Genomic DNA, 22729 nt, shown 5'->3' on the forward strand with positions numbered 1-22729 from the left:
GCCGAGGACGCCGCCCGCCCGCCGTCAGCCGTCCAGGCGCTCCTGGATGGCTTCGATGACGCGAAGCCGCAGTTCATCGGCGCGGATGACCGCATCGACAGAGCCGACTTCGACGGCGCGCTGGATGTTGTGGATGCGGTCGAACTCCGCGGCCACTTCACCGAGTTTCTCCGCGCGCACCGAGGAGCGCAGTTCGTCCAGTTCGGCGCTCAGAGTGGCGCGATCGGTACCGGCCGCGTTGGCGACGCGCACCTCCAGCTCCTGCACCCGCGGGTCGGCCGTGGTGCGGGTGGCGACGTCACCGGAGAACACCGCCGCCGCGGCGGGCGCGCCGCCGAGCACCGAGGCGAATGAGCCTTCCAGCGCCAGGACGGTCATGTTCGGGTTCAACGCCTTCGAGAAGACGACGAACGCGCCACCGTGATAGCGGGAGATCACGCAGAACACGATCGGACCGTCGAAGTTGACGATCGCACGGCCGATCTCGGCGCCGTACTCCAACTGCAACTTGCGCATCGACTCCGGCGACCCGTCGAAGCCCGACAGGTTCGCCAGCACCACCAGCGGACGGTTGCCGCTCGCGGCGTTGATCGCCCGCGCGGCCTTCTTCGACGACCGGGGGAACAGCGTGCCCGCGGTGTAGGTGTCCGGGCCGTCGGTGGGCGGAAAACCGTGCCGCGGCACGCCCCTGGACTCGATGCCCAGCAGGCACACCGGGATTCCGCCCAGATGCGCGTCCTGCACGACGGCGGTCTCGGCGTCGGCCATGCCCGCCCAGCGCTCCAGCACGGGGTGGTCCTGGTCGGCGACCGCGCGCATCACCGTGCGGATGTCGAACGGCTTCTTCCGGTCCGGATTCGCGGTGGCGGAGAAGATCTCGCCGACGGTGGCGAAGTCGCTGCCCGCCAGGACGTGCGGGAAATCGGAGATGTCGCGATCGATGGGATCGCTCGTCTGCGACCGCCGCGGCGCCTGCTCACCAGGGACGATGTAGGTGTGGTCGTAGTGCGCCATCAGGATGTCGCGCGCCGCGGCCAGGTTCGGCGCCCAGTACTGCGCCTGTCCGTTCGGACCCATGACCCGGTCGTAGCCGCCGATGCCGAAGTTGTCCTCGGCCGACACGCCGCCGGAGAAGTCCAGCGCCTGCTTACCGGTGAGCACCATGGCCGAATCCGGCGTCATCACCAGGATGCCCTTGGTGTGCATGAGCATGGTCGCCTCGGCGTTCCAGTACGGCTGAGCTCCGACATTGATGCCCGCGACCACGATGTTGATCTCGCGGCCCGCCTGGGTGAATTCGACGATCCGCTTGAGCGCGGCCGCCACCCAGTCCATGTTCTCGGTGCCCGATTCCATCGAGATGCGAGCGCCCGCCGACAGCGCGTACCACTCCAGCGGCACCTCCAGGCGCTCGGCCAGGTCCAGTGCGGCGATCACCCGCCTGCACTCCGGTTCCGACAGCGCGCCCAATGCTTTCGTCGGGTCGCCGAGCAGCACCACCCGCGTGACGCCCTCCGGGTGTTTCGGGGTGGCCGTGGTGATGACGCCGGCGACGATCGCGGCGGTGTTGCGCCCCTTCGGCCGGTCGACCGGGACGAGCGTGTGATCGCTGTCGAGGTCGTATTCGGTGAAATCGCCGAGCAGGCCGGTCAATTCGTAGGGGTACACCGCATTGCGGCCCGCGGCGCGCAGCACCTTCTGCCGGTAGGCGTCGAGCGGTTCGATCGGTTCGTCGGACGGCTCGCCGAAGGTCACCACGGTGCCGCCCGCGGCATCGAAACTGATCCGGATGGCCACCTTCGCCAACTCGCCGGTGTCCGCGTCGCGTTCCCGCGCGATGAGCACGATCTCCTCGAGTCCGGCGCCCGCGGTCGTCGGCAGCACATGCCCGCCGATCCGCTCGAGCTCGGCGCGGGTGACATCCAGCGGCGGCCAGACGTACATCACGATGCGATTGGTGTTGAGCCGCTTCGCCGACGGCCGCTGCGACTGCGCCCGGCGGATCGAGTCGAGGCAGGTGGCGATCGTGCTCTCGGCGGTCGGCAGCGCGAGCAGCCGTCCGTCGTGTTCGCGCAGCGCGGTCAGGTCCCGCACCTGGGCGAACGCGATGAGCCGGTCGTCGGCCGGATTGTCCTTCGCGACGCACCGGAACAGATAGATCTCCTCGTCGTCGGACGACGGCAGGCGCGTCAGATCGAACTTGCGCAGCCGCTCCATTTGCATCCGCTGCGCGATGTACGGATGCAGGCCGCGGATCAGCCTTTCCTCGGCCGGGCCGGTGGCCGACGGGCGGAAGGTGAAGTGGTGATGCATGACCGCGCCGTTGCTGCCCGCGACTGTCGCGGTGATCCGGTGCACCTGCTTCGGCAGCGGCTGCGCGCTGAGCACCGAGTGCAGAGCCGCGGCCATGGCGTCGAAGTCGGCGGGCTGCTTCTCCCAGCTGAGGTAGATGTCGGCGTCGATCGACACCGCGTCGCCGGTCAGTTCGGCCAGCCCGCGCACCGCAGCACCGAGCGCGTCGAAGCGCACCGCGGCGGACACCAGGCTCGCACCGTCGCGGTCGGCGATCAGGTAGCGGCATCCGTCGACGTCGTGGGTGCGGACGCCGGTGAGCCCCTTGTTGCCGTAGTACCGGCGGGTCAGCACCTCGAGCATCGCCGTGTTGTCGTCGCTGCCGCGCACCAGCCGCTGGCCCAGCAACCGCACCAGCGGTTCGGTGCTGCGGACCATGTCGGAGATACGCTCCGCGCGATCGGACGCGTCGGGATGGGTGTCCAGGTACCGCAGGGACCGGCGGACATTGGTGTACACGCGGGCGCGATTACGCCGCAGCAACGGCTGGCCGTACCAGCCGAACACCAGACCGCGAGCAAGATCGGCGACTACGGGGAAATGCACCTGGGTCGCGGCGACCAGCCGTTCCAGTGCCAGACCGACCGGTTCGCGCAGGGCTCGATCGGGCATCCGCTCGCCCAGCCACTCCCGCAGCAGTGCCGTCACGACCGCGACGGTGTCGGTGCGTTGCTGGGCGAGGAAGATCCGGAAGACCGCGGCCTCGAGCTCGGGGGAACGTTCCAAATCGGACACGCCGTAGTGGCCGAGCGCCCGCGCGAGCTTGCTCTTGAACGATTCCGGCAGTCCGGCCCGTTCGACGTCCAGGCTCTGCAGGTAAGTGTGGAAGTACTCGCGGGCACTGTGGACATGCCCTTGGGCGTCCTCACCCGACGGCCGGTTGTGGCTCAACTCGGCGAGGTCGGTGAACACGTCGATGAGTTCGAGTTCCTCCGCCAGCGGCCTGCGGTCGTCCGCGACGGCGATACGGCGGGCATCGAGGTAATCCGTCAGCACCCGGCGGTCGTCGTGCGGATCGACGTCGAAACCGAGCAGCAGGCCGCGCAGGTCCTGCGATCGTCGGACGATCCGCTCGTGCGGATGAGCCTGCGCATCCCCGGCGGGCAGGTCCAGTTCGACCGACCCGACGGCCGCGGTCTCCTCGACCGCGTCGTCCACCAGGCGCTCCAGCCGCAGCAGCGGCGCCCCGGTCTCCACCTGGGTACCGACCGAGACGGCGCATTCCTTCAGCCGCGCCTTGAACGGTGCGCGCAGCACCGTCTCCATCTTCATGCTCTCCAGCACCAGCAGCGGCGCGTTGGCCTCGACCTCGTCGCCGACCTGCAACGGCGTGGCGACCACGAGCGCGGGTGCCGGTGAGCGGACGACGCCGCCCTCGTCCCGGCTCACCCGATGGGTCACACCATCGACGTCGACCACGTGGATCGGCCCGTGCGTGCCCGCGGTGACGCGGAAGGCGGTGCCGTTGACCACGATCTGGCCGGAATGCCGGTCATAGCGGACCAGGTCGACATCGGCGGTGCGGATGTCCTCGCCCGCCTCGATGCCGATGCGGAACCGATGCGCGCCGGTACGGGCCACGCGCACCCGATAGCCGACTCCGCGCAATTTGAGGTCGAGCGGTCGGCCCGCGTGGTGCTGCACCAGGGGACGACCGCCCGCGGCGGTGGACAGCAGGCGGTCCCGCTCGGCCCGTTCCTCTTCCTCGTAGGCATCGATGGCGGCGGCCGCGAGCGCGACGGCGGAGTTGCGGTGCGAAACGAGGCGACCCTGTCCGCGCACCCGGTCGATCCAGCCGGTGTCGGCGCTCGCGTCGATCACCTCGGGCTGGTCCAGCAGTTCGAGGACGAAACTCTTGTTCGTAGCGCCGCCCTCGATGATCACCCGGGTCTGCCCGACGGCCCGGCGCAACCTACCCAGCGCCTCGGACCGGTCGCGGCCGTAAGCGATGATCTTGGCGATCATCGAATCGAAATCGGCGGGGATGACATCGCCTTCACTGACACCGGTGTCGACCCGAATACCCGGCCCCGCGGGCAGGTCCAAGCGGGCGATCCGGCCCGGCGCGGGAGCGAAGTCGCGGTCGGGGTCCTCGGCGTTGAGCCGCGCTTCGATGGCGTGCCCACGCTCGGCGGGCGGCTCGCCCTCGAGCCGTTCACCCGAAGCCACCGCCAGTTGCGCGCGAACCAGGTCGAAACCGGTGGTCTGCTCGGTGATCGGGTGCTCGACCTGCAGACGGGTGTTGACCTCGAGGAACGCGAACAGCTCGTCACCGGGGTGATAGAGGAACTCGACGGTCGCCGCGCCGCGGTAACCGACCGCGACCGCCAGGCGCTCGGCCGAGGCCTTGAGTTCGGCGACCTGCTCGGGCCGCAGCACCGGTGACGCGGACTCCTCGATGACCTTCTGGTTGCGCCGCTGCACCGAGCAGTCGCGCACACCCAGCGCCCAAGCGGTGCCCTGACCGTCCGCGATCACCTGAACCTCGACATGGCGAGCGCCGGTGACGAGCCGTTCGAGGAACACCACACCACTGCCGAACGCGCGGGCGGCCTCCTGCCGGGTGCGTTCGTAGGCGTCGACCAACTCGGCCTCGTCGGTGACAACGCGAATACCGCGCCCGCCGCCGCCCGCGGTCGCTTTCAGCATGAGCGGGTAGCCGATGTCGGCGGCGGAGGCGAGCGCGTCGTCGACGGTCTCGACCGGGCCGCGGCTCCACGGCGCGACCGGTACACCGACCTCTTCGGCGATGAGCTTCGCGCCGATCTTGTCGCCGAGTTTGCGCATCGCCTCGGCATCCGGACCGATGAAGGTCACGCCGATCTGGTCGCACAACTCGGCGAACGCCGGATCTTCGGCGACGAAGCCCCAGCCGACCCACGCGGCGTCGGCCCGGGTCGCCACCAGCGCCCGTTCGAGCGCCTTCAGATCCAGGTACGGTCGCGCGGAGGCCGGCCCGAGGTCATAGGTGATATCGGCCTCGCGCACGAACGTCGCGTTGCGATCGACATCGGTGTAGAAGGCGATGGTCTCGATCGAACGTGCCGTTTCCGCGGCCAGGTCTCGGACCGCGTGGATGAGGCGCATGGCGGCCTCTCCCCGGTTCACAATGGCGATGCGGCTGAACACTCGCCGTCCTTCCTCTCCGAAGTTGTGGCCCGGTCGACGGGCAAAAGGGTGGATACCCTTTGTCGCACATCCGGTCGGTGCAATTACACCTGTCCGGTGGTTACTCGGCCGTATCGTCGCGCGGGTGCGGGGCAGGCGCGCCGGGTAGCCCGCTGCCGACTGCGACGGTCAGGGAAGCGTGGAGTGATCCGGCAGCCGTCGGTCGCAGAGATGGCGATACCTGCGACGGCCACCCCGACGCCGCATGGTAAGCATCGTTCACCACGCGAAGGTTAGAGGCAGGCCGGTGCCGCGTCAATCTTTTCGCCTCGCGTACGCTCGCGTCGTCGGATTCCGCTACGAAACCAGAAACGCGAATTACTGGTCGGTTTCGAATATTTTAGCGAGTACCGAGAGCTGTGGCGCCGCAACCTGCACGCGAACGGTGTCTCCCTTTCGCAGACGTCTCCCCTCCCACGAACGGGGAACCCGCCACTTCGCGACCCACCGGACGACCCCGTGACGAGGCACCGCGTAGTTGTCCCGGGTTCACCTCCTCACCCGGGGTACGGAGCAAATGACTCGATGCGCCCGCCGTAGCGCGTTCCGATCGCGATCTTCCCGACCTCGGCTTTACCGTAGGCATACAAAAGGCTCGGATGCCGATTCACCCCGTCGCGCTGCCACCCCGCACCCGGGAGGCCCGACGCGCCGACCCAGGTCGCAGATGCATATGAAGCGCACCGCCTTCGCCGATGCGTCGACGTCCGGACAGACCGCGAACCGGTTGAGCCGATCAGCCATGATGCGGCCGCGCCCGTCGATTCGGCCGAATCCGACGCCGCGGTCAGTTACGCACCGGGGCAAGGATGTTCGCCGAATCTCGAACCTTGCCGTAGAGAACAGCGCGCAATCCGTCCGTGAACCTCAGATCCCGATCACCGGTCATAATCGCGAGGACATCGTCGGCGCCCTCCTGCCGGGCATGATCACCGGTCGAAATTCGCGCCACCAGGGAATCCCACTCGCCCGCGTTGCTCAGTTCGAGATAGGCCTGTTCCTCGATGACGAAACCCGTGATGTAGGAACGCAATACCAAAACGATCTCGCCGACGCCGAACTGCGGCAGAACCACACCGCGGAGGAGTGTCGTCAGCGTGCTGGAGACTCTGATGGTCTCCGGCGAAGGCGAGTACGAGCCCGCGACGACGCGCCCTCCCTCACGGAAACGAAGTATCGCCGCACGAATACGCCGACAGCAGATCATCGTCTGAGCGACATCGGGGTTGCCGAGGTCGATATCCGACAGGTCGACGGCCCGGAAAATGGTGTCGGCCATCGCACGCTGGAGATCCTTCCGGTCCCGTAAATGCTTGTACAACGCACCCGGCGTCACCCCCGCCGCGGAAGCCAGCCGTCGCATCGTGAGCGCGTCCAGACCGTTCTCCGAGACGTAATCGTGAGCGATGTCGGCCAGACGATCCCGGGTCAACCCGCGCTTGGTCATCGCTATCGCGCCGATCCCGCGCCGCGAGCAGGCTCAAGGACGCGGCGAGTGCCTCCCCCCACGTGATCGACACATATGAGCCGTCGAGTCACCCCACGGACATCTACGAAGCGGAGGCCGTCCAGATCTCCCGAACGCGAGACGGAAGTGTTTACGACCGCCGGGTGATCATTGTTCACCTCGCCGAGGCTAGGACAAGCGCTGCATTGCCGTCAACGGCTCTATGGGTGATACATATCTTGATGCGCATATCTAAGTATGAACATGCAATTGTTCCCGTGGCGCCCGACGACAGCGAATTCACCCATCTCGCCCAGCTGGGCGTTCCGCCGTCAGCGCTCGGTTCAGGTACGGCCCAGCCTGCGCATTCGTATGCACCGCCGTTTCGGATGGCTACCATCAGACGCGATGCATGTTGAGTTGATGCTCGATTCACTCGATGGACTGTCCGTGGGAGACGCGCTGGGAGCGGAATTTCCCATCATGGGCCGGTCGATTCCGGATCTTCGGGCCGGCAATCTCCCGGCCCGGCAGTGCGGGTGGACCGACGACACCGAAATGGCCTGCACCGTGGTTGCCGAACTCATCGGTCGCGGTGGGATCGACCAGGATCGGCTCGCCGCCGCCTTCGCGCGCCGATTCGACCCGAGCCGTGACTACGGCTTCCTGGCGGTCGGTACCTTGCGCCGGATCCGCGACGGCGTGCACTGGCGGGAGGCGGCCGGAGCCGTGTACGACAACCAGGGATCCTGTGGAAACGGTGCGGCCATGCGGGTCGCTCCGCTCGGCGCCTTCTACGCCGACGATCCGGAAAAGATCGCCGCCGAAGCGGCGCGATCGGCGCAGGTGACGCATCTGCATCCGGAGGGCGTCCTCGGCGCGGTCGCGGTGGCGCTCGCGGCCGGTCAGGCCGCACATGCTCGCCTGCGCGGAAGTCGGCCCACGCCAGCAGATTTCATCACCGGCGTCCTCGACCGCCTCGACGATGGCGAGACGACCCGCCTGATTCGCCGTGCTCGTAGTCTGCTCGAGGCCTCCGCGGAGGAGGCCGCGGACGAACTCGGCAACGGATCCCGGGTCACCGCGCAGAACACGGTGCCGTTCACGATCTGGGTAGCGGCGACGCATCTCGACGACTACCCGGCCGCGATCACCACGTGTATCGCCGCGGACGGCGATATCGACACCACGAGCGCCATCGTCGGCGGAATCGTCGCCGCCCACACCGGCACCGACACGCACCCCGGCCCGCTCGAAGGAGTGCCGCGAACCTGGCTCGCCGCGCGAGAACCGTTGCCCGGCTGGTTCGACCCCACCCGCCGACCACCACGGCGCAAAGATTCCGTTTCCGGCCGCTTCCGGAAGTGGCTGTCCGGCGCGTCGTGAGAACAACCAGCTGACGCCGTGGATCCCCAACACCAAGACGCCACTCCCCCGTCGTACTTCCTCCCCTACCCTGACGCCCGCCGCACCGGTCGCGGCCCAGAGCCTCGTGGTCGCAACGCTTTTCAACCGAGCGGCGCCGATCATGCGGTGACGTGAGCGATGTCCTGTGCCCGCGGGCGCCCTTGGACGGCCCACGCTTCTCAGTGGCGAATGAGGTCGGCCCGGGGCCTGAACCAACGAGTGCTCGAGCCGGGCGGCAACGCCGTCCTCCGCGCCGAGGGCCCGCGCAAATGCTGGATGATCCTGTCCGGCTCGCTCACATCAGCCTCCTGCCGGCCGTGTAAACCCAACTCTACGTCGCGGCCCGCGGCGGCCAGACGTTCCGCATCGCCGACAACATCGACTCCGCCATCGAGGCCGTCGTGCCGACTCGAGGCGAAGCATCCCGTCAACGGTGCGCAGCAGTCGCGATTTCAACTCCACAGGGTCACATGCACTTTCGGGCGAAACCGCGTGACGCCCACGCCGGACCCACGGATCATCGCCTGGATGCATCGCGGGGTGGTGATGAACCGCAGCAGTTCCGACACCGCGGGCTGGCGGGAATCGGGCGGCAACGTGGTGGCGCACCACTCGTCGGATACCTGGAGCCCTGGTCCCTTGACGTGGATCAACCGACCGGCCGCGAGATCGGCGGCCACGGCGAAACCGATCGTCGGGGTGATGCCTCCGACCCGGCGGACCTCTTCCAGAGCGGCGGCGTCGCTCTGGAAGATCCGCTGATGGGATTCGGGTACCGCCAACTCGCGCAGCATCGTCGCGATGTGCCCGTCCACACTGCCCGCGCTGGGACCCAGCATCCACGGCTGCTCCCGCAGCAGCGCCGGAGGTGCGGCGGCGCCCGCCAGAGGGCTGTCGGGGCGCGCGACCGAGATGATCTGATACTTCAGGAACGGCCGGGCGGCGATGGCCGTGTCGGCGTTCTCCGGCCCGGGCCCGAGCGCGATGTCCACCGCACGGGTCTCGATCAGACCCCGGAACCGGCTGGTGGGGTGCACGCTCAGCTCGACCGCCAGATCCTTCGCCCGCGCCGCGAACAAGTCGATGAGGCCCGGCGCGGCATGTTCGGCGAACGCGCTCGATGCCGCGATGCGCAGCAGCCGTCGGCCATGGGCGGCTTCGCTCACCTCGATCGCGGTCTGCCGTTGCAGTCCGAGGATCTCGATGGCCCGGCTGGCCAAGCGCAATCCGCCGGGCGTGAAGGCCAGCCCCGCGGCGGCGCGGGTGAACAACGGGTCGTCGAGCTCTTTGCGCAGCTGGGCGATGTGCAACGAGACACCGGCGTCGGACATCCCCAGCTCTCTGGCCGCCGCATGGACGGAGCCGAGCCGCACCACGGTCGAGTAGGCCCGAAGCTGGGCGGGCGTCACGATCCGAGTCTAGTTTGGAGGTGGACGCGGTGCCTACCGCCGTATCGCGCCCGGAGGACGCATCATGCAGGACGTGCTCACGGATCTGATGGCAACGTGGAACGCCGGGGGCACGGCTGGGGTCGCGACGGTCGTACGCACCTTCCGCTCGGCGCCGCGGCCGCCAGGCGCCGCCATGGTCGTCGCCCCGGACGGTACGGTCGGCGGTTCGGTCTCCGGCGGCTGCGTCGAAGGCGCGGTCTACGAACTCGCCACCGATGTCGTGCGCACCGGTCTTCCGGTGCTGCAGCGGTTCGGGTTCTCCGATGACGACGCGTTCGCCGTCGGCCTCACCTGCGGCGGCATCATCGACATCTTCGTCGAACCCATCTCCCGGAAGACGTTTCCGGAACTCGGCGAGGTGGCCGCGGACATCGCCGAGCACCGGCCGGTCGCGATCGCGACCGTCATCGAGCACCCGGACCCCGGCCGGATCGGGCGGCGGCTGCTGATCCGGCCGAGTGACGCGCGCGGCACGCTGGGGTCGGCGCGCACCGACGACGCGGTGATCGATGACGCGGCCGGGTTGCTCGCGGCGGGCCGCAGCGAGGTGCTGTCCTATGGCCCGGACGGGCAGCGTCGCGGCGAGGGCATGGCGGTTTTCGTCGCCAGTCATGCCAGGCAGCCGCGGATGCTGGTGTTCGGGGCCATCGATTTCGCCGCCGCCGTGGCGCAGCAGGGATCATTTCTCGGCTACCGGGTGACCGTATGCGACGCGCGGCCGATCTTCGCCACCTCGGCCCGGTTCCCGACCGCCGACGAGGTCGTCGTCGACTGGCCGCACCGCTACCTGGCCGCGCAGATCGCGGCAGGCGCGGTCGATGCGCGGACCGTCGTCTGCGTGCTGACCCACGATCCCAAGTTCGACGTTCCGCTGCTCGAGGTGGCCCTGCGGGCGCCGCGGATCGGTTATGTCGGCGCCATGGGGTCGCGCCGCACGCACGACCAGCGGCTGGCGCGCCTGCGGCAGGCCGGACTCACCGAGGAGCAACTCGCCCGGCTCGCCAGCCCGATCGGGCTGGATCTGGGCGGCCGGACGCCGGAGGAGACGGCGGTGTCCATCGCGGCCGAGATCATCGCGCGGCGCTGGGGTGGGCACGGCCGTTCGCTGACCGGAACCGGCGGACGGATTCACCACACGGCACCGACAGCCGATTAAGTGATTACTTAATCCGGCCTTGACCCCCAGTTCAGCGGCGCAGAAGCTGAGCTTCTCCCCATGAACGTGAGGTGGGTCACATGCAGGTGCCCGGACCATTCGAATACGAGCGCGCGACGGGCGTGGATCACGCCATCGGACTCCTGGACCGGCTCGGAGAGGAGGCGCGCATCATCGCGGGCGGGCACAGCCTGTTGCCGATGATGAAACTGCGCCTGGCCAATCCGGAATATCTCATCGACATCAACGACCTGGCTGCCGAGCTGGGCTATATAGTCACCGATCCGACCCTGGTGCGCATCGGCTCGATGGTGCGGCACCGGCATCTGCTCGAATCCGACGATCTCGCCGCGGTATGCCCGATCTTCCGTGACGCCGAGCGCGTGATCGCCGACCCGGTCGTGCGCAACCGCGGCACGATCGGCGGCTCGCTGTGCCAGGCCGATCCCGCCGAGGATCTGACCACGGTCTGCACGGTTCTCGGCGCCACCAGCCTGGTGCGCGGACCGTCCGGTGACCGGGAGATCGCGATGGACGACTTCCTGGTCGGCCCGTACGAGACCGCCATGATGCGCAATGAACTTCTGATCGAGATCAGAATTCCCGTGCGGCATCGGACCTCCAGCGCCTACAAGGAGGTGAAGCGCCGAGTCGGCGACTGGGCGATCGCGGCGGCAGGCGCGACGGTGACACTGCGCGACGGTGCGATAGCGGCCGCCCGGATCGGCCTGACCGCCGTCGAGCCCGATCCGGCGGCGCTGGCCACCGCCTCGGACCTGCTCATCGGTGAGGCGCCCACCGAAGAGATCTTCGCGGAGGTGGGCCGCCGGGCGAGCGCGGCGTGCTCACCCGCTTCCGATTCGCGTGGCAGCGCGGACTACAAGCGCCACCTCGCCTCCGAACTGACGATCCGCGCGCTGCGCACCGCGGTCGAGCGCGTACCGAACGATCCCGCGCTGAGAGGGAACTAGCCATGCAGGTAACCATGACCGTCAACGGCGAGCAGGTGAGCGCCGACGTCGAGCCGCGCACCCTGCTCGTGCACTTCCTACGAGACCAATTGCGGCTCACCGGAACCCACTGGGGATGTGACACCAGCAACTGCGGCACCTGTGTGGTGGAGGTGGACGGCGAACCGGTGAAGTCGTGCACGATGCTGGCCGTCATGGCAGGCGGGCGTTCGGTGCGCACCGTCGAGGGACTCGAGGTCGACGGCAAGCTCGATCCCGTGCAAGAAGGCTTCATGCAGTGTCACGGGCTGCAGTGCGGATTCTGCACGCCCGGGATGATGATCACGGCCCGGGCACTACTCGACCGCAACCCGGATCCCGACGAGCAGACCATCCGGGAGGCGATCTCGGGCCAGATCTGCCGCTGCACCGGATACACCACCATCGTGCGGTCGATCCAGTGGGCCGCGGCGAAGCAACGGGGCGAAGCGGCGGAGCCAGAACCCGCGCCCACCGCGGCGCCGGTAGGGAGCACATCATGACCGCCGTCGAATCCCGGCCGGAAGACCGCGTCGACAACGACCGCAAGCCGTGCGGGCACGGCAGGATGCTCCGCAAGGAGGATCCCCGGTTCATTCGCGGACGCGGCAATTTCGTCGACGACGTCCAACTGCCCGGCATGCTGCATATGGCGATCCTGCGTTCGCCGTTCGCGCACGCGCGGATCGTGAGCGTCGACGTCTCCGCGGCACAGGCGCATCCGAAGGTGAAGGCGGTCGTCACCGGGGCGGACCTCGCCGCCAAGGGACTGGCCTGGATGCCGACGCTTTCCAACGACGTGCAGGCGGTGCTGGCGACCGACAAGGTCCGGTTCCAAGGCCAGGAGGTGGCCTTCGTCGTCGCGGAGGACCGCTACGCCGCGCGTGACGCGCTGGAACTCATCGACGTGGAGTACGACATGCTCCCTCCGGTGATCGATGCCCGGACCGCGCTCTCGCCCGAGATGCCGGTGATCCGAGATGATCTCGAGGACAAGCGGGACAACCACTGCTTCGACTGGGAGACCGGTGACGCCGCCGCGACCGAGGCGGTGTTCGCCCGCGCGGACGTCGTCGTCGAGCAGGAGATCGTTTATCCGCGCGTGCATCCCGCGCCGATGGAAACCTGCGGCGCCGTCGCGGATCTCGATCCGGTGACCGGCAAGCTCACCCTGTGGTCGACGAGTCAGGCGCCGCACGCCCATCGCACGCTCTACGCGATGGTGGCCGGGCTGCCTGAGCACAAGATCCGGGTGATCGCACCCGATATCGGCGGTGGTTTCGGCAACAAGGTGCCCATCTACCCGGGATACGTCTGCGCCATCGTCGGGTCGCTGCTACTGGGCAAACCGGTCAAATGGATGGAGGATCGCAGCGAGAACCTGACCAGCACCGGGTTCGCCCGCGACTACATCATGCTCGGTGAGATCGCGGCCGACGCCGACGGCAAGATCCTGGCCATACGGTCCACCGTGCTCGCCGATCACGGCGCGTTCAACGGCACGGCCGCCCCGTTGAAATATCCGGCCGGCTTCTTCGGTGTCTTCACCGGCAGCTACGACATCGAGGCCGCCTACTGCAAGATGACGGCGGTCTACACGAACAAGGCCCCTGGCGGCGTCGCCTACGCGTGCTCGTTCCGGATCACCGAGGCCGTCTACTTCGTCGAGCGGTTGGTGGATTGCCTCGCGCAGGAACTGAAGATGGATCCGGCGCAGCTGCGGCTGCGCAATCTGCTCCGGCCCGAACAGTTCCCGTACACCAGCAAGACCGGTTGGGTCTACGACTCCGGTGACTATGAGAAGACCATGCGCTTGGCGATGGACATGATCGGATACGACGCCCTGCGCGAAGAGCAGCGGGAAAAGCGCGCCCGCGGTGAGTTGATGGGCATCGGGATGGCTTTCTTCACCGAAGCAGCCGGCGCGGGACCGCGCAAGGATATGGACATCCTCGGGCTCGGGATGGCCGACGGGTGTGAGCTGCGGGTCCACCCGACCGGCAAAGCCGTTGTGCGGCTGTCGGTGCAGACCCAGGGGCAGGGACACGAGACGACGTTCGCCCAGATCGTCGCCGAGGAACTCGGGATACCGCCGGACGACATCGACGTCGTCCACGGCGACACCGATCAGACCCCGTTCGGCCTCGGCACCTACGGCAGCCGCTCGACTCCGGTCTCCGGCGCCGCTGCCGCGTTGGTGGCGCGGAAGGTGCGCGACAAGGCCCGGATCATCGCGTCCGGCATGCTCGAAGTGTCCGTCGCCGATCTGGAGTGGGAGAAGGGCTTGTTCCACGTCAAAGGCGACCCGTCCGCGGCCGTCACGATCCAGCAGATCGCGATGCGAGCACACGGCGCGGGTGATCTGCCGGAGGGTATCGAGGGCGGACTCGACGCGCAGATCTGTTACAATCCGGCGAATCTCACCTACCCCTATGGCGCGTACTTCTGCGTCGTCGATGTCGACCCGGGGACGGCCGTGGTGAAGGTCCGGCGCTTCCTCGCCGTCGACGACTGCGGGACCCGGATCAATCCGATGATCATCGAGGGTCAGGTGCACGGCGGCATCACCGACGGCATCGGCATGGCGCTGATGGAGATCATCGCCTTCGACGAGGACGGCAACTGCCTCGGCGGATCCCTGATGGACTACCTCATCCCAACGGCGCTCGAGGTTCCGCATTTCGAGACCGGATACACGGTCACTCCTTCGCCGCACCACCCGATCGGCGCGAAAGGTATCGGCGAATCGGCGACCGTCGGATCACCGGCGGCAGTGGTCAACGCGGTGGTGGACGCGTTGGCGCCTTACGGGGTTCGGCACGCCGACATGCCGCTGACGCCGTCGCGGGTCTGGGAAGCGATGCAGGGCCGGGCCACACCGCCCGTCTGAGTGGGTGGGAGCGATGGGAACACCGATGAAGATGACCGAGCGTGCCCAGCAACTGGTTCGGACCCGGACTCCGTTCGTGCACGCGACCGTCGTCCGAGCGCAGCAGCCGACCTCGGCGCATGCCGGGGACGAGGCGATCCTGTTGCAGGACGGGACAATCGAAGGATTCGTCGGCGGCCAGTGCGCCCAGAACTCGGTCCGCAAGGCCGCGCTGGGCGCCCTGCAGTCGAACGAGAGCGTGCTGCTGCGCGTGCTGCCCGACGGCGACCTGCAATTTCCCGAAGCCCCCGGCGCGGCTGTGGTGGTGAATCCCTGTCTGTCCGGCGGAGCGCTGGAGATATTCCTCGAGCCGCAGGTTCCGGCGCCCTTGGTGCGCATCTGCGGCGCGACACCGATCGCGGACGCACTGGCCGAAATGTGCGCACTGGTGGGATTCGATGTGCAGCGCGGTGTCGGCGAAGCCGACTCCCCGGATTCGCTGACCGACACGACCGCGGTCGTGATCGCGAGCCACGGCGGCCCGGAAGCCGAGACGATCCGCGCCGCGCTCGACTCGGGTGTGGGGTATGTCGGTTTGGTGGCCAGCAAGATCCGGGGAGCGTCGATTCTGGACGAGCTCGGCTTGACCGAAGCCGAGCAGATGCGCGTGCGCACCCCGGTGGGCCTGCCGATCGGCGCCAAGACCTCGGCGGAGATCGCCGTCTCGATCGTCGCGGAAGTGATCCAGGCGATCCGCAAGGGCGGCTTGGCCATCCCGGTTCGCCTGTCGAGCGTCACGTTCGAGGCGCTCGATCCGGTGTGCGGTATGACCGTGGCGGTCGGGCCGGACACACCACATCTCACCATCGACGACGTCGACTACTGGTTCTGCGGCTCCGGCTGCCGCACTTCCTTCGCCGAGGCGAAGACGGGCTCATGACAAACGGATTCGTCACCGGGGTCGTACTCGCGGCGGGAACCTCACGGCGTCTCGGCACACCGAAACAGCTACTGCCATACCGGGATACGACACTTCTCGGCGCCACACTGGACGTGGTTCGAGCCTGCGGTTTCGGTCAGATCATCGTCACCCTCGGCGGGGCGGCCGCAGCGGTCCGGCAGCAGGTCGATCTCACCGGGGTGGAGGTGGTCGTGGCCGACGACTTCGGTTCGGGCTGTTCCTCGTCGTTGCGTTCGGCCCTGGGCTCGGTACATCCCCTGGCCCCCGGAATCGTGCTGATGCTCGGTGATCAACCGGGTCTGTCGGCCGCGACCGTCGAACGACTGATCGCCGACGCGACGACCGCGGCGATCACGGTCTGCGGCTACCGCGACGGCGTCGGGCATCCGTTCTGGCTGCCCCGCGGCCTGTTCGGCCAGTTGGCCCGACTGCACGGCGACAAGGCGGTCTGGAAGATCATCGAGTCGGGCCGCGTCCCGGTGTCCCGGCTCGACGTCGACGCAGCGGTGCCCTTGGATGTGGACACCTGGGCCGATTACGAGCGCCTGCGCGCCTCGACCTCGCCATGATGTCGCCGTTCGCCGATATCGAGGACGTGATCCGGCGATTCGACGCCGACGACTACCTGCTCGACACCGGTACCGCCGCCGCCTTCTATCTGGCCACCACGTTGGGTCGGCCCCTACTGCTGGAAGGCGAGCCGGGAGTCGGCAAGACGACCGCGGCGAAGACCCTTGCCACCGCGCTCGCCGCGCCGCTGATCCGCCTGCAGTGCTACGAGGGCCTCACCGTGAACGAAGCGCTGTACGACTGGAATTACCAGCGTCAGCTGCTCAGCATTCGACTCGCCGAAGCGCGCGGCGCCGACCTCACCGAAGCCGACTTGTTCACCGAGGCATTCCTGGTCGACCGTCCGATCCTGCGCTGCGTCCGTTATCGCGGTCCGACGCCCCCGGTGCTGCTGGTCGACGAAATCGACCGTGCCGACGACGAATTCGAGGCGTTGCTGCTGGAATTCCTCGGTGAGGCCGCGGTGACCGTGCCGGAACTCGGCACCTTCACCGCCGAGCGGCCGCCACTCGCGGTGCTGACCTCGAACCGCAGTCGCGACCTGCACGACGCGCTGCGGCGGCGCTGCCTCTACCACTGGATCGACTATCCCGAACCGTCCCGCGCGGTGGCGATCGTGCGACGCACGGTGCCCGGGGCGACCGATGCGCTGATCGAACATGCCACCCTGTTCGTCGCGCACGCTCGCGGTCTCGATCTCGACAAGCCGCCCGGCGTCGCCGAGACCATCGACTGGATCGCCGCGTTGGCGACGCTCGATGTCGCCGATCTCGTCGCGCCGGAGGCGGTCGCAGCACTCAGCGCGCTGGCGAAGACACCCGACGACCGCACGGCCGTGCGGGAGGCGTTCGCCGAATATACGCGAGACCTGGCTACCGGATGAGAGGGATGCCGCAATGAAGATCGCCAACGAGTTCACCGTCAACGCACCCGTCGAGCAGGCATGGGAGGTACTGACCGACCTCGAACAGGTCGTCCCGCTCCTGCCAGGCGCACAGATGGTCGGATGGCAGGGAGACGACTTCCTCGGCAGATTGAAGGTCAAAGTCGGCCCGGTGACCAGCGAATTCACCGGCAAAGCGCAATTCGTCGAGCGCGACGAACACGACCATCGCGCCGTCATCAGCGGGCGCGGCCGGGATTCACACGGTTCCGGGAACGCCGCCGCGACCATCACCACACGGCTGTGCGCGGACGACGGCAGGACGCGGGTCACCGTCGACACCGACCTCAAGGTTGTCGGCAAACTCGCCCAGTTCGGCAGCGGAATGCTGCAACAGGTGTCCGAGAAGATGATGAATCAGTTCGTCACATCCTTGGAGACGAAACTCGCGGCTGCCGATGAGACCTCTGTGGAGCCGGTAGCCGAGCCGGACCGCCGAGCAGCGCAGCCGGTGGCGCCGCCCGAGCCCGCGCCGCTGGACCTTGTCGAACTCATGGGGCCCGCGATGATCAAGAAATATGCGCCCGCGGTCGTGTTCGCACTCGCGGCAGTGCTCGGAATAATTCTGCTGCGCAAGCGGATACGCACGAATCGATGACGCGGGCGGCACTGCTGCGCGGGGTGGATCTGGCGGCGTTCGCCGTCGCGGTGGTCGCGCGGCTGCGGGGAAGCGGCGTCGCGGTGGCGCCGAGCGGTCCCACGCTGTTCGTGCAAGCCTGGCGTCGCATGGCGCCGCGCTCGCGCACCGAACTCTACTGGGCCATGCGACTGACGCTCGTCGATCGCATGCAAGATCTCGCCGCCTTCGACGCGGTCTTCGCGGCGGTGTTCGCCGACGCGGTGCTCGGTGTGGACCCGGCGAGCCGAACGCACGGACTACCGGCCGAACGCGCGTCGGCGCCGGGCACAGTCGGTTGGGGGCGGTCTCGGCACGGCGGTGATGTCCCCTGGGCGACACCACGATCGGCAACCGGCGCCGACCGGTCCACCGACCAGGCTCCAGCGCTGCCGGACGTGCTGCCGAGCCGGTTCGCCGCACGGGAACAGGAACCGTTCGCCTGCTTCGATCCGGACGATCTGCGAACGATCGGCGCCTGGCTGGAACAGGCGGCGGCGCTCTGGCCGCAGCGCCGCAGCACGCGCCAGGAAAGTGATCCGCATGGCAAGCGGATCGACTTCCGGGCGACGATGAACCACTCGCGGCGCACCGGCTGGGAGTCGGCGGTGCTGGTCCGCACCCGTCCCCGGCGTCGCCCGCGCCGGATCGTCATGGTGTGCGACGTCAGCCGTTCCATGCAGCCGTATTCGACGATCTACCTGCACCTGATGCGGGCCGCCATGCAACGCCGTTCGTCCGATCGACCCGAGGCGTTCGCCTTCTCCACTTCCCTGACCAGGCTTACCCCCGTGCTCGCGCACCGTTCCCCCGAGGTGGCGGTGGCCCGGGCCAACGACAAGGTGCTCGACCGCTACGGCGGCACGCACATCGGCCGATGCCTCGGCACACTGCTGGCGACTCCGTCCGGTAACGCGGTGCGCGGCGCCGTCGTCGTCATCGCCTCGGACGGTTGGGACAGCGACACTCCCGATCTCTTGGCCCGCGCGATGGCCCGGATCAGACGCCGGGCTTGGCGCGTCATCTGGCTCAATCCCCGTGCGGGCGAGTCCGGGTTCCAGCCGGCCACCGGCGCGATGGCGGCAGCCCTGCCGTTCTGCGACACCATGATGCCCGCGCACACTCTTGCGGAGATACACGCGTTCGTTCGGATTCTGGCATCGTCGGCTGTGTCCGCCGACCCAGGTCGATACCCGATCCCGTCCCGGTGATCATCGAGAACCTTGCGGTGGCGCAAACCCACCCGAGCCCTCGACGGCACACCCGAGGCGCACCGGCTACTGCGCGCGACCATTCCGACCGGGGTTCCACATGATTGAGTTTCGAACACCGTCCGGTTCGATCGCGCTGTCCGCCGTCCGGCGGATGATCAGGTGTGCTGGAATTGCCACTGCTGGGTGCGGCTGATCGGCGCGGATCGCGCGAGCCCGATCTGCTCGGGGCCGATGTCACCGTCGTGACCGGGCAGGTCGAGGACGAACTCGCAGGCGGCCCAGACAGCGATGCGGTAACAGTCGGGGTGGGCTTCCTCGGCGGTGATCTGCCACCCCATCGGCGTCCCACTGCACTCGAGGTGGGTTCCCTCGCTCACCACCCCGTCGCCGAGTCCAAGCCTGGTGCCGGTGCGTCCGCTGCCGATATACCAAATTCCCTCGCCGAATTCCGGCGCTCTGGACAACAGCCAATGCTGCCAGCCGTCCTCGACACCTGGCTCCGCCACCACCGTCACCTGATCAGCGCTGTCGAGCGCCAGCACACAACCGGCGCCGACATTGACGATCCGATAGACACCCTCGCTCAAACCGGTCATGATCCGTCGTCCTCACCATCCGCTAGATCCCGAGGCCACGGTGTTCCCGCGAGCCTCGCGTCAGAAGATTCCGTGCCTTTGGGCTACCCCGCCCATCGACCGAAGAATCACGTCGGTACGGGCGCGATCGCAGCCGCCTGGCTCCTCCGAACGAGACAGAGCCCCCTACTGCTCACAGCGAGCTGCGGACGATCTGCGTAGTCGGCAACCGTCCGGTCGGGACCTACCCCCGAACCTCGCGCTGTCTCCACCCACCGCCGCCCGGTGACTCTGTCGGCTGTCTGCGGTGAGCGGCGGTCGGCACCCCGCGCCAGTGCACGGCGCGACCGGGAGGCGACTCGGAAATCATCTCGAATTCCGCGCGCAGCGACACGCCAACGAGAACGCAGAGCGGATGCGGCCCACGAATCCAACGGCGGCTACACTCGGCCTCCGGACACCGCAGCCGAGGGGATGGCTCCCAGAACCTGGAGGACGGTAATGGCTGACTACGATCGAGTCGTTTCGCTGTCCCGCGAGAAATTCGAACAATCGGGACCGAGTGTTGCCGAACTCAGAGACGATACGAAGTCGACCAAATCAGATGACGTCGACATCGCACGGATGGAGCGGATCCTCGACCTGCGAGAGGGCATGCTCGCCGGCGACGAGTACTACCTCCAAAAAATCGTCTGCGAATGCGGAAGACGCCTCACCATGTACGACTTCGTCTTCACCGGTTTGGTTGACGCCGGCCATTCGAAGTCTCTTATCGTGCATACATTCGTCGGCAATAAGCTGGTGGTCAATGAAGCTCGGCCTATCCGGTGTTCCGCGTGCGCCAGGGTCTGCCCGCGCCCGTGGTATCGAATGCCGCAAAGTTACGGTTGCCGACCACCTGCGTGATTGTTCAGCCGAAGGCAACACCCTCTCGTATATCGCACCTGCTCGTCAGGTATACGGCTGCTCGGTGTGTTCGATCCCGGCGATCGGTTCGGGCCCGACGCGGTTCCGTGCTGATTCGAGTGCGCCGCCGGACAACGACTCACCCGCACACCTGCCGGCCGGGTCCGCTGTTCGCTGCGTCGGTGTAGCGGCGGGCCAGGTGGGCGAAAGCGGCGGTGAGTTCGGGCGGGCCGATGACCTCGATGTCAGCGTCGAACCTGCCGACAGAGCTTGCGAGCGCGGGCCACGACCACGAGCCCAGGACGATTCGGCAGCGGTCGGGACCGAGCGCCTCGACCACTCCGTCGTGGAGGAACGGTGCGATCTCGGTGGCGGGCAGGTGCAGGATGACCGCACCGCGGCAGGGCCATCCGCCGTTCGCGTCCGAACCGCGAAACCTGCTGCTCACGAAGGTGGCCACATCTCCCGCAGGGAGTTCGCGCGGAACGAAGCGGGGGCCGGTGGGGATGCGCGGGGTGATCCGGTCGGCTCGAAACGTCCGCCAGTCGTCACGGTCGAGGTCCCACGCCACGAGGTACCAGCGCCCTCCCCACGTGACGAGATGGTGGGGCTGCACTCGACGCGGCGGGTGCGCGGCGGCAAGCGGTGCGGACGCGCCGTTGTAGTCGAAACGCAGTACTTCGCGGGCATTGATGGCGGCGCCGATCGCCGTGAGAACCTCCGTGCCGACCTCGGGTGCGGACTGGTCGGCGGGCGGTGCGACAGCGGTGATCCGAAGAGTGTCCATGCGGTGGCGTAGCCGCGCGGGCATGACCTGACGGATGGTGGTCAGCGCTCGCGCCGCGGATTCTTCGATACCGGCGCCGGCGGTGGTGGCGATCTGCAGTGCGACGGCCAGGGCGACGGCCTGCTCGTCGTCGAACAGCAGCGGTGGCAGTTGTGTACCCGCGCCGAGCCGGTATCCCCCGTCCGGGCCTTTGCTGGTGACGATCGGATAGCCGAGTTGACGCAGCCGGTCCACGTCACGGCGTACCGTGCGCGGGCTGACTTCCAGCCGCTGAGCCAGCAGCATTCCCGGCCAGTCCCGGCGCGCCTGGAGCAGGGACAGCAGTGCCAGCAGTCGCACGGAAGTTTTCGGCATGTTTGTCATCCTGCCCGAAGTAGAGGACACAACCTGGCCACTACCCTTGCGAACGTTGCTCACGTCAGCCATCGAGCCGAATCAGGAGCAACCTTGTCCCTCACAACCACCACCCACCTGAACTTCCGCGGTGACGCCCGCGCCGCGCTGGCGTTCTACCAGTCCGTTTTCGGCGGCCACCTCGCCGTCGTCACCTACGGAGACGCCGGAGCTGTCCGTGACGAGTCCGAGGCCGACCAGATCATGTGGGGCCAGGTACAGGCCGACAGCGGGTTCCACGTCATGGCCTACGACGTGCCCTCGTCGATGGACTACCACCCTGGAGAGAACGGGTTCTTTGTCTCCGTGCGCGGAGAGACCGTCGACGAGGTGTCGGACTACTGGGAGAAACTCACCGCGGGCGCCACCGTGGTGATTCCGATGGGCCCGGCGAGCTGGGCGACCGCCTACGGGATGCTGCGGGACCGTTTCGGTGTGGTCTGGGTCGTCGACGTCGTCAGCGAATACAACGGATAACTCGTTGCGTCATCGGGGCGCTCCCGCCCCGATGTCCATCCGCCTTCCCCGCCGGGCCGCCTGGGACACTTCGCGTTGACGAATCTCATCTGCCGCAGAATCGCCGCCGCATTCCACCAACCCAATCGAATTCGCCGCCGCCTTCGTGGCCAGACGGGCCCCGGGCCATGATTCGATATCCCGATGGGCGGCGGCAACGCCGGTCGGCGGGGGGTGAAGGCGGTGCACAACTTTTCCGACATCTGGAACGACAATATTCTTAGCGAGGCGGAATTCGTCGCAATCGGATGAAATGACGCTGTTCGGCGCGGATAAGCAGGACTCCAGCAGCATAGTCCTCGGCAGTCGCGAGAGGAGTAAAATCGATTCATTCGATATCGATAAATCAAATATCGACGATAATTGATAGCCCGACGATGGCGACCAGATGCCGAGTCGACCGACCGTC

General features: G+C 67.7%; 17 protein-coding genes. 12 read left to right on the forward strand and 5 right to left on the reverse strand.

Annotation, left to right across the window (positions count from 1 at the left end):
- Positions 1–24: 24 nt before the first annotated feature.
- Positions 25–5481 carry a carboxyl transferase domain-containing protein gene (locus AB0L97_RS24990; RefSeq protein ID WP_364433704.1) on the reverse strand — a complete coding sequence of 1819 codons (5457 nt, stop codon included), beginning with the start codon at positions 5479–5481 and terminating at the stop codon, positions 25–27.
- An 826-nt stretch (positions 5482–6307) separates the two neighbouring features.
- Complete coding sequence (locus tag AB0L97_RS24995) at positions 6308–6967, reverse strand: TetR/AcrR family transcriptional regulator C-terminal domain-containing protein (RefSeq protein WP_364433707.1); 660 nt, start codon at positions 6965–6967, stop codon at positions 6308–6310.
- A gap of 408 nt (positions 6968–7375) precedes the next feature.
- Here AB0L97_RS24995 and AB0L97_RS25000 point away from each other — a divergent pair, with 408 nt between their 5' ends.
- Complete coding sequence (locus tag AB0L97_RS25000; RefSeq protein WP_364433710.1) at positions 7376–8353, forward strand: ADP-ribosylglycohydrolase family protein; 978 nt, start codon at positions 7376–7378, stop codon at positions 8351–8353.
- Between the two features lie 473 nt (positions 8354–8826).
- On the opposite strand, the gene AB0L97_RS25005 is transcribed toward AB0L97_RS25000, so the two are convergent.
- Positions 8827–9783 (reverse strand): LysR family transcriptional regulator, encoded by a 957-nt coding sequence (locus AB0L97_RS25005; protein WP_355074257.1) that lies wholly within the window; start codon positions 9781–9783, stop codon positions 8827–8829.
- A 64-nt stretch (positions 9784–9847) separates the two neighbouring features.
- Between AB0L97_RS25005 and AB0L97_RS25010 the strand changes: the two genes are divergently transcribed.
- The 9 genes from AB0L97_RS25010 to AB0L97_RS25050 all read left to right on the forward strand — a co-directional run bounded on the left by AB0L97_RS25010 (position 9848) and on the right by AB0L97_RS25050 (position 19140).
- Positions 9848–10981 carry an XdhC/CoxI family protein gene (locus AB0L97_RS25010; RefSeq protein ID WP_364433714.1) on the forward strand — a complete coding sequence of 378 codons (1134 nt, stop codon included), beginning with the start codon at positions 9848–9850 and terminating at the stop codon, positions 10979–10981.
- Between the two features lie 80 nt (positions 10982–11061).
- Positions 11062–11952: a xanthine dehydrogenase family protein subunit M gene (locus tag AB0L97_RS25015; RefSeq protein WP_355074261.1), complete on the forward strand. Its 891-nt coding sequence runs from the start codon at positions 11062–11064 to the stop codon at positions 11950–11952.
- Positions 11953–11954: 2 nt separating this feature from the next.
- Positions 11955–12473, forward strand: a complete 519-nt coding sequence (locus AB0L97_RS25020; RefSeq protein ID WP_355074262.1) for a (2Fe-2S)-binding protein — start codon at positions 11955–11957, stop codon at positions 12471–12473.
- Positions 12470–14860, forward strand: coding sequence for an aerobic carbon-monoxide dehydrogenase large subunit (locus tag AB0L97_RS25025; RefSeq protein ID WP_364433719.1), 2391 nt, complete (start codon positions 12470–12472; stop codon positions 14858–14860). The genes AB0L97_RS25020 and AB0L97_RS25025 overlap by 4 nt, the downstream gene beginning before the upstream one ends.
- A 25-nt stretch (positions 14861–14885) precedes the next feature.
- Positions 14886–15779 carry an XdhC family protein gene (locus AB0L97_RS25030; protein WP_364433984.1) on the forward strand — a complete coding sequence of 298 codons (894 nt, stop codon included), beginning with the start codon at positions 14886–14888 and terminating at the stop codon, positions 15777–15779.
- Entirely contained in the window at positions 15776–16369 is a 594-nt protein-coding gene (locus AB0L97_RS25035) for a nucleotidyltransferase family protein (RefSeq protein WP_364433722.1), read from the forward strand. Before AB0L97_RS25030 ends, AB0L97_RS25035 begins: the two co-directional genes overlap by 4 nt.
- Complete coding sequence (locus AB0L97_RS25040; RefSeq protein WP_364433725.1) at positions 16366–17253, forward strand: MoxR family ATPase; 888 nt, start codon at positions 16366–16368, stop codon at positions 17251–17253. The genes AB0L97_RS25035 and AB0L97_RS25040 overlap by 4 nt, the downstream gene beginning before the upstream one ends.
- Before the next feature lie 13 nt (positions 17254–17266).
- Positions 17267–17911, forward strand: coding sequence for an SRPBCC family protein (locus AB0L97_RS25045; protein WP_356967467.1), 645 nt, complete (start codon positions 17267–17269; stop codon positions 17909–17911).
- Complete coding sequence (locus tag AB0L97_RS25050) at positions 17908–19140, forward strand: VWA domain-containing protein (protein WP_364433729.1); 1233 nt, start codon at positions 17908–17910, stop codon at positions 19138–19140. The genes AB0L97_RS25045 and AB0L97_RS25050 overlap by 4 nt, the downstream gene beginning before the upstream one ends.
- A 158-nt stretch (positions 19141–19298) precedes the next feature.
- On the opposite strand, the gene AB0L97_RS25055 is transcribed toward AB0L97_RS25050, so the two are convergent.
- Positions 19299–19739: a hypothetical protein gene (locus tag AB0L97_RS25055; RefSeq protein WP_364433732.1), complete on the reverse strand. Its 441-nt coding sequence runs from the start codon at positions 19737–19739 to the stop codon at positions 19299–19301.
- Between the two features lie 480 nt (positions 19740–20219).
- On the opposite strand from AB0L97_RS25055, the gene AB0L97_RS25060 reads away from it, so the two are divergent.
- Complete coding sequence (locus AB0L97_RS25060) at positions 20220–20624, forward strand: hypothetical protein (protein WP_364433735.1); 405 nt, start codon at positions 20220–20222, stop codon at positions 20622–20624.
- A 139-nt stretch (positions 20625–20763) separates the two neighbouring features.
- Here AB0L97_RS25060 and AB0L97_RS25065 read toward each other — a convergent pair whose 3' ends face one another.
- Positions 20764–21765: a transcriptional regulator gene (locus AB0L97_RS25065; protein ID WP_364433738.1), complete on the reverse strand. Its 1002-nt coding sequence runs from the start codon at positions 21763–21765 to the stop codon at positions 20764–20766.
- Positions 21766–21858: 93 nt separating this feature from the next.
- Here AB0L97_RS25065 and AB0L97_RS25070 point away from each other — a divergent pair, with 93 nt between their 5' ends.
- Positions 21859–22281, forward strand: a complete 423-nt coding sequence (locus AB0L97_RS25070) for a VOC family protein (protein WP_364433741.1) — start codon at positions 21859–21861, stop codon at positions 22279–22281.
- The last annotated feature ends 448 nt before the right edge of the window (positions 22282–22729 follow it).

The sequence above is a fragment of the Nocardia sp. NPDC051911 genome, from assembly GCF_040681035.1.
Taxonomy (GTDB): domain Bacteria; phylum Actinomycetota; class Actinomycetes; order Mycobacteriales; family Mycobacteriaceae; genus Nocardia; species Nocardia sichangensis.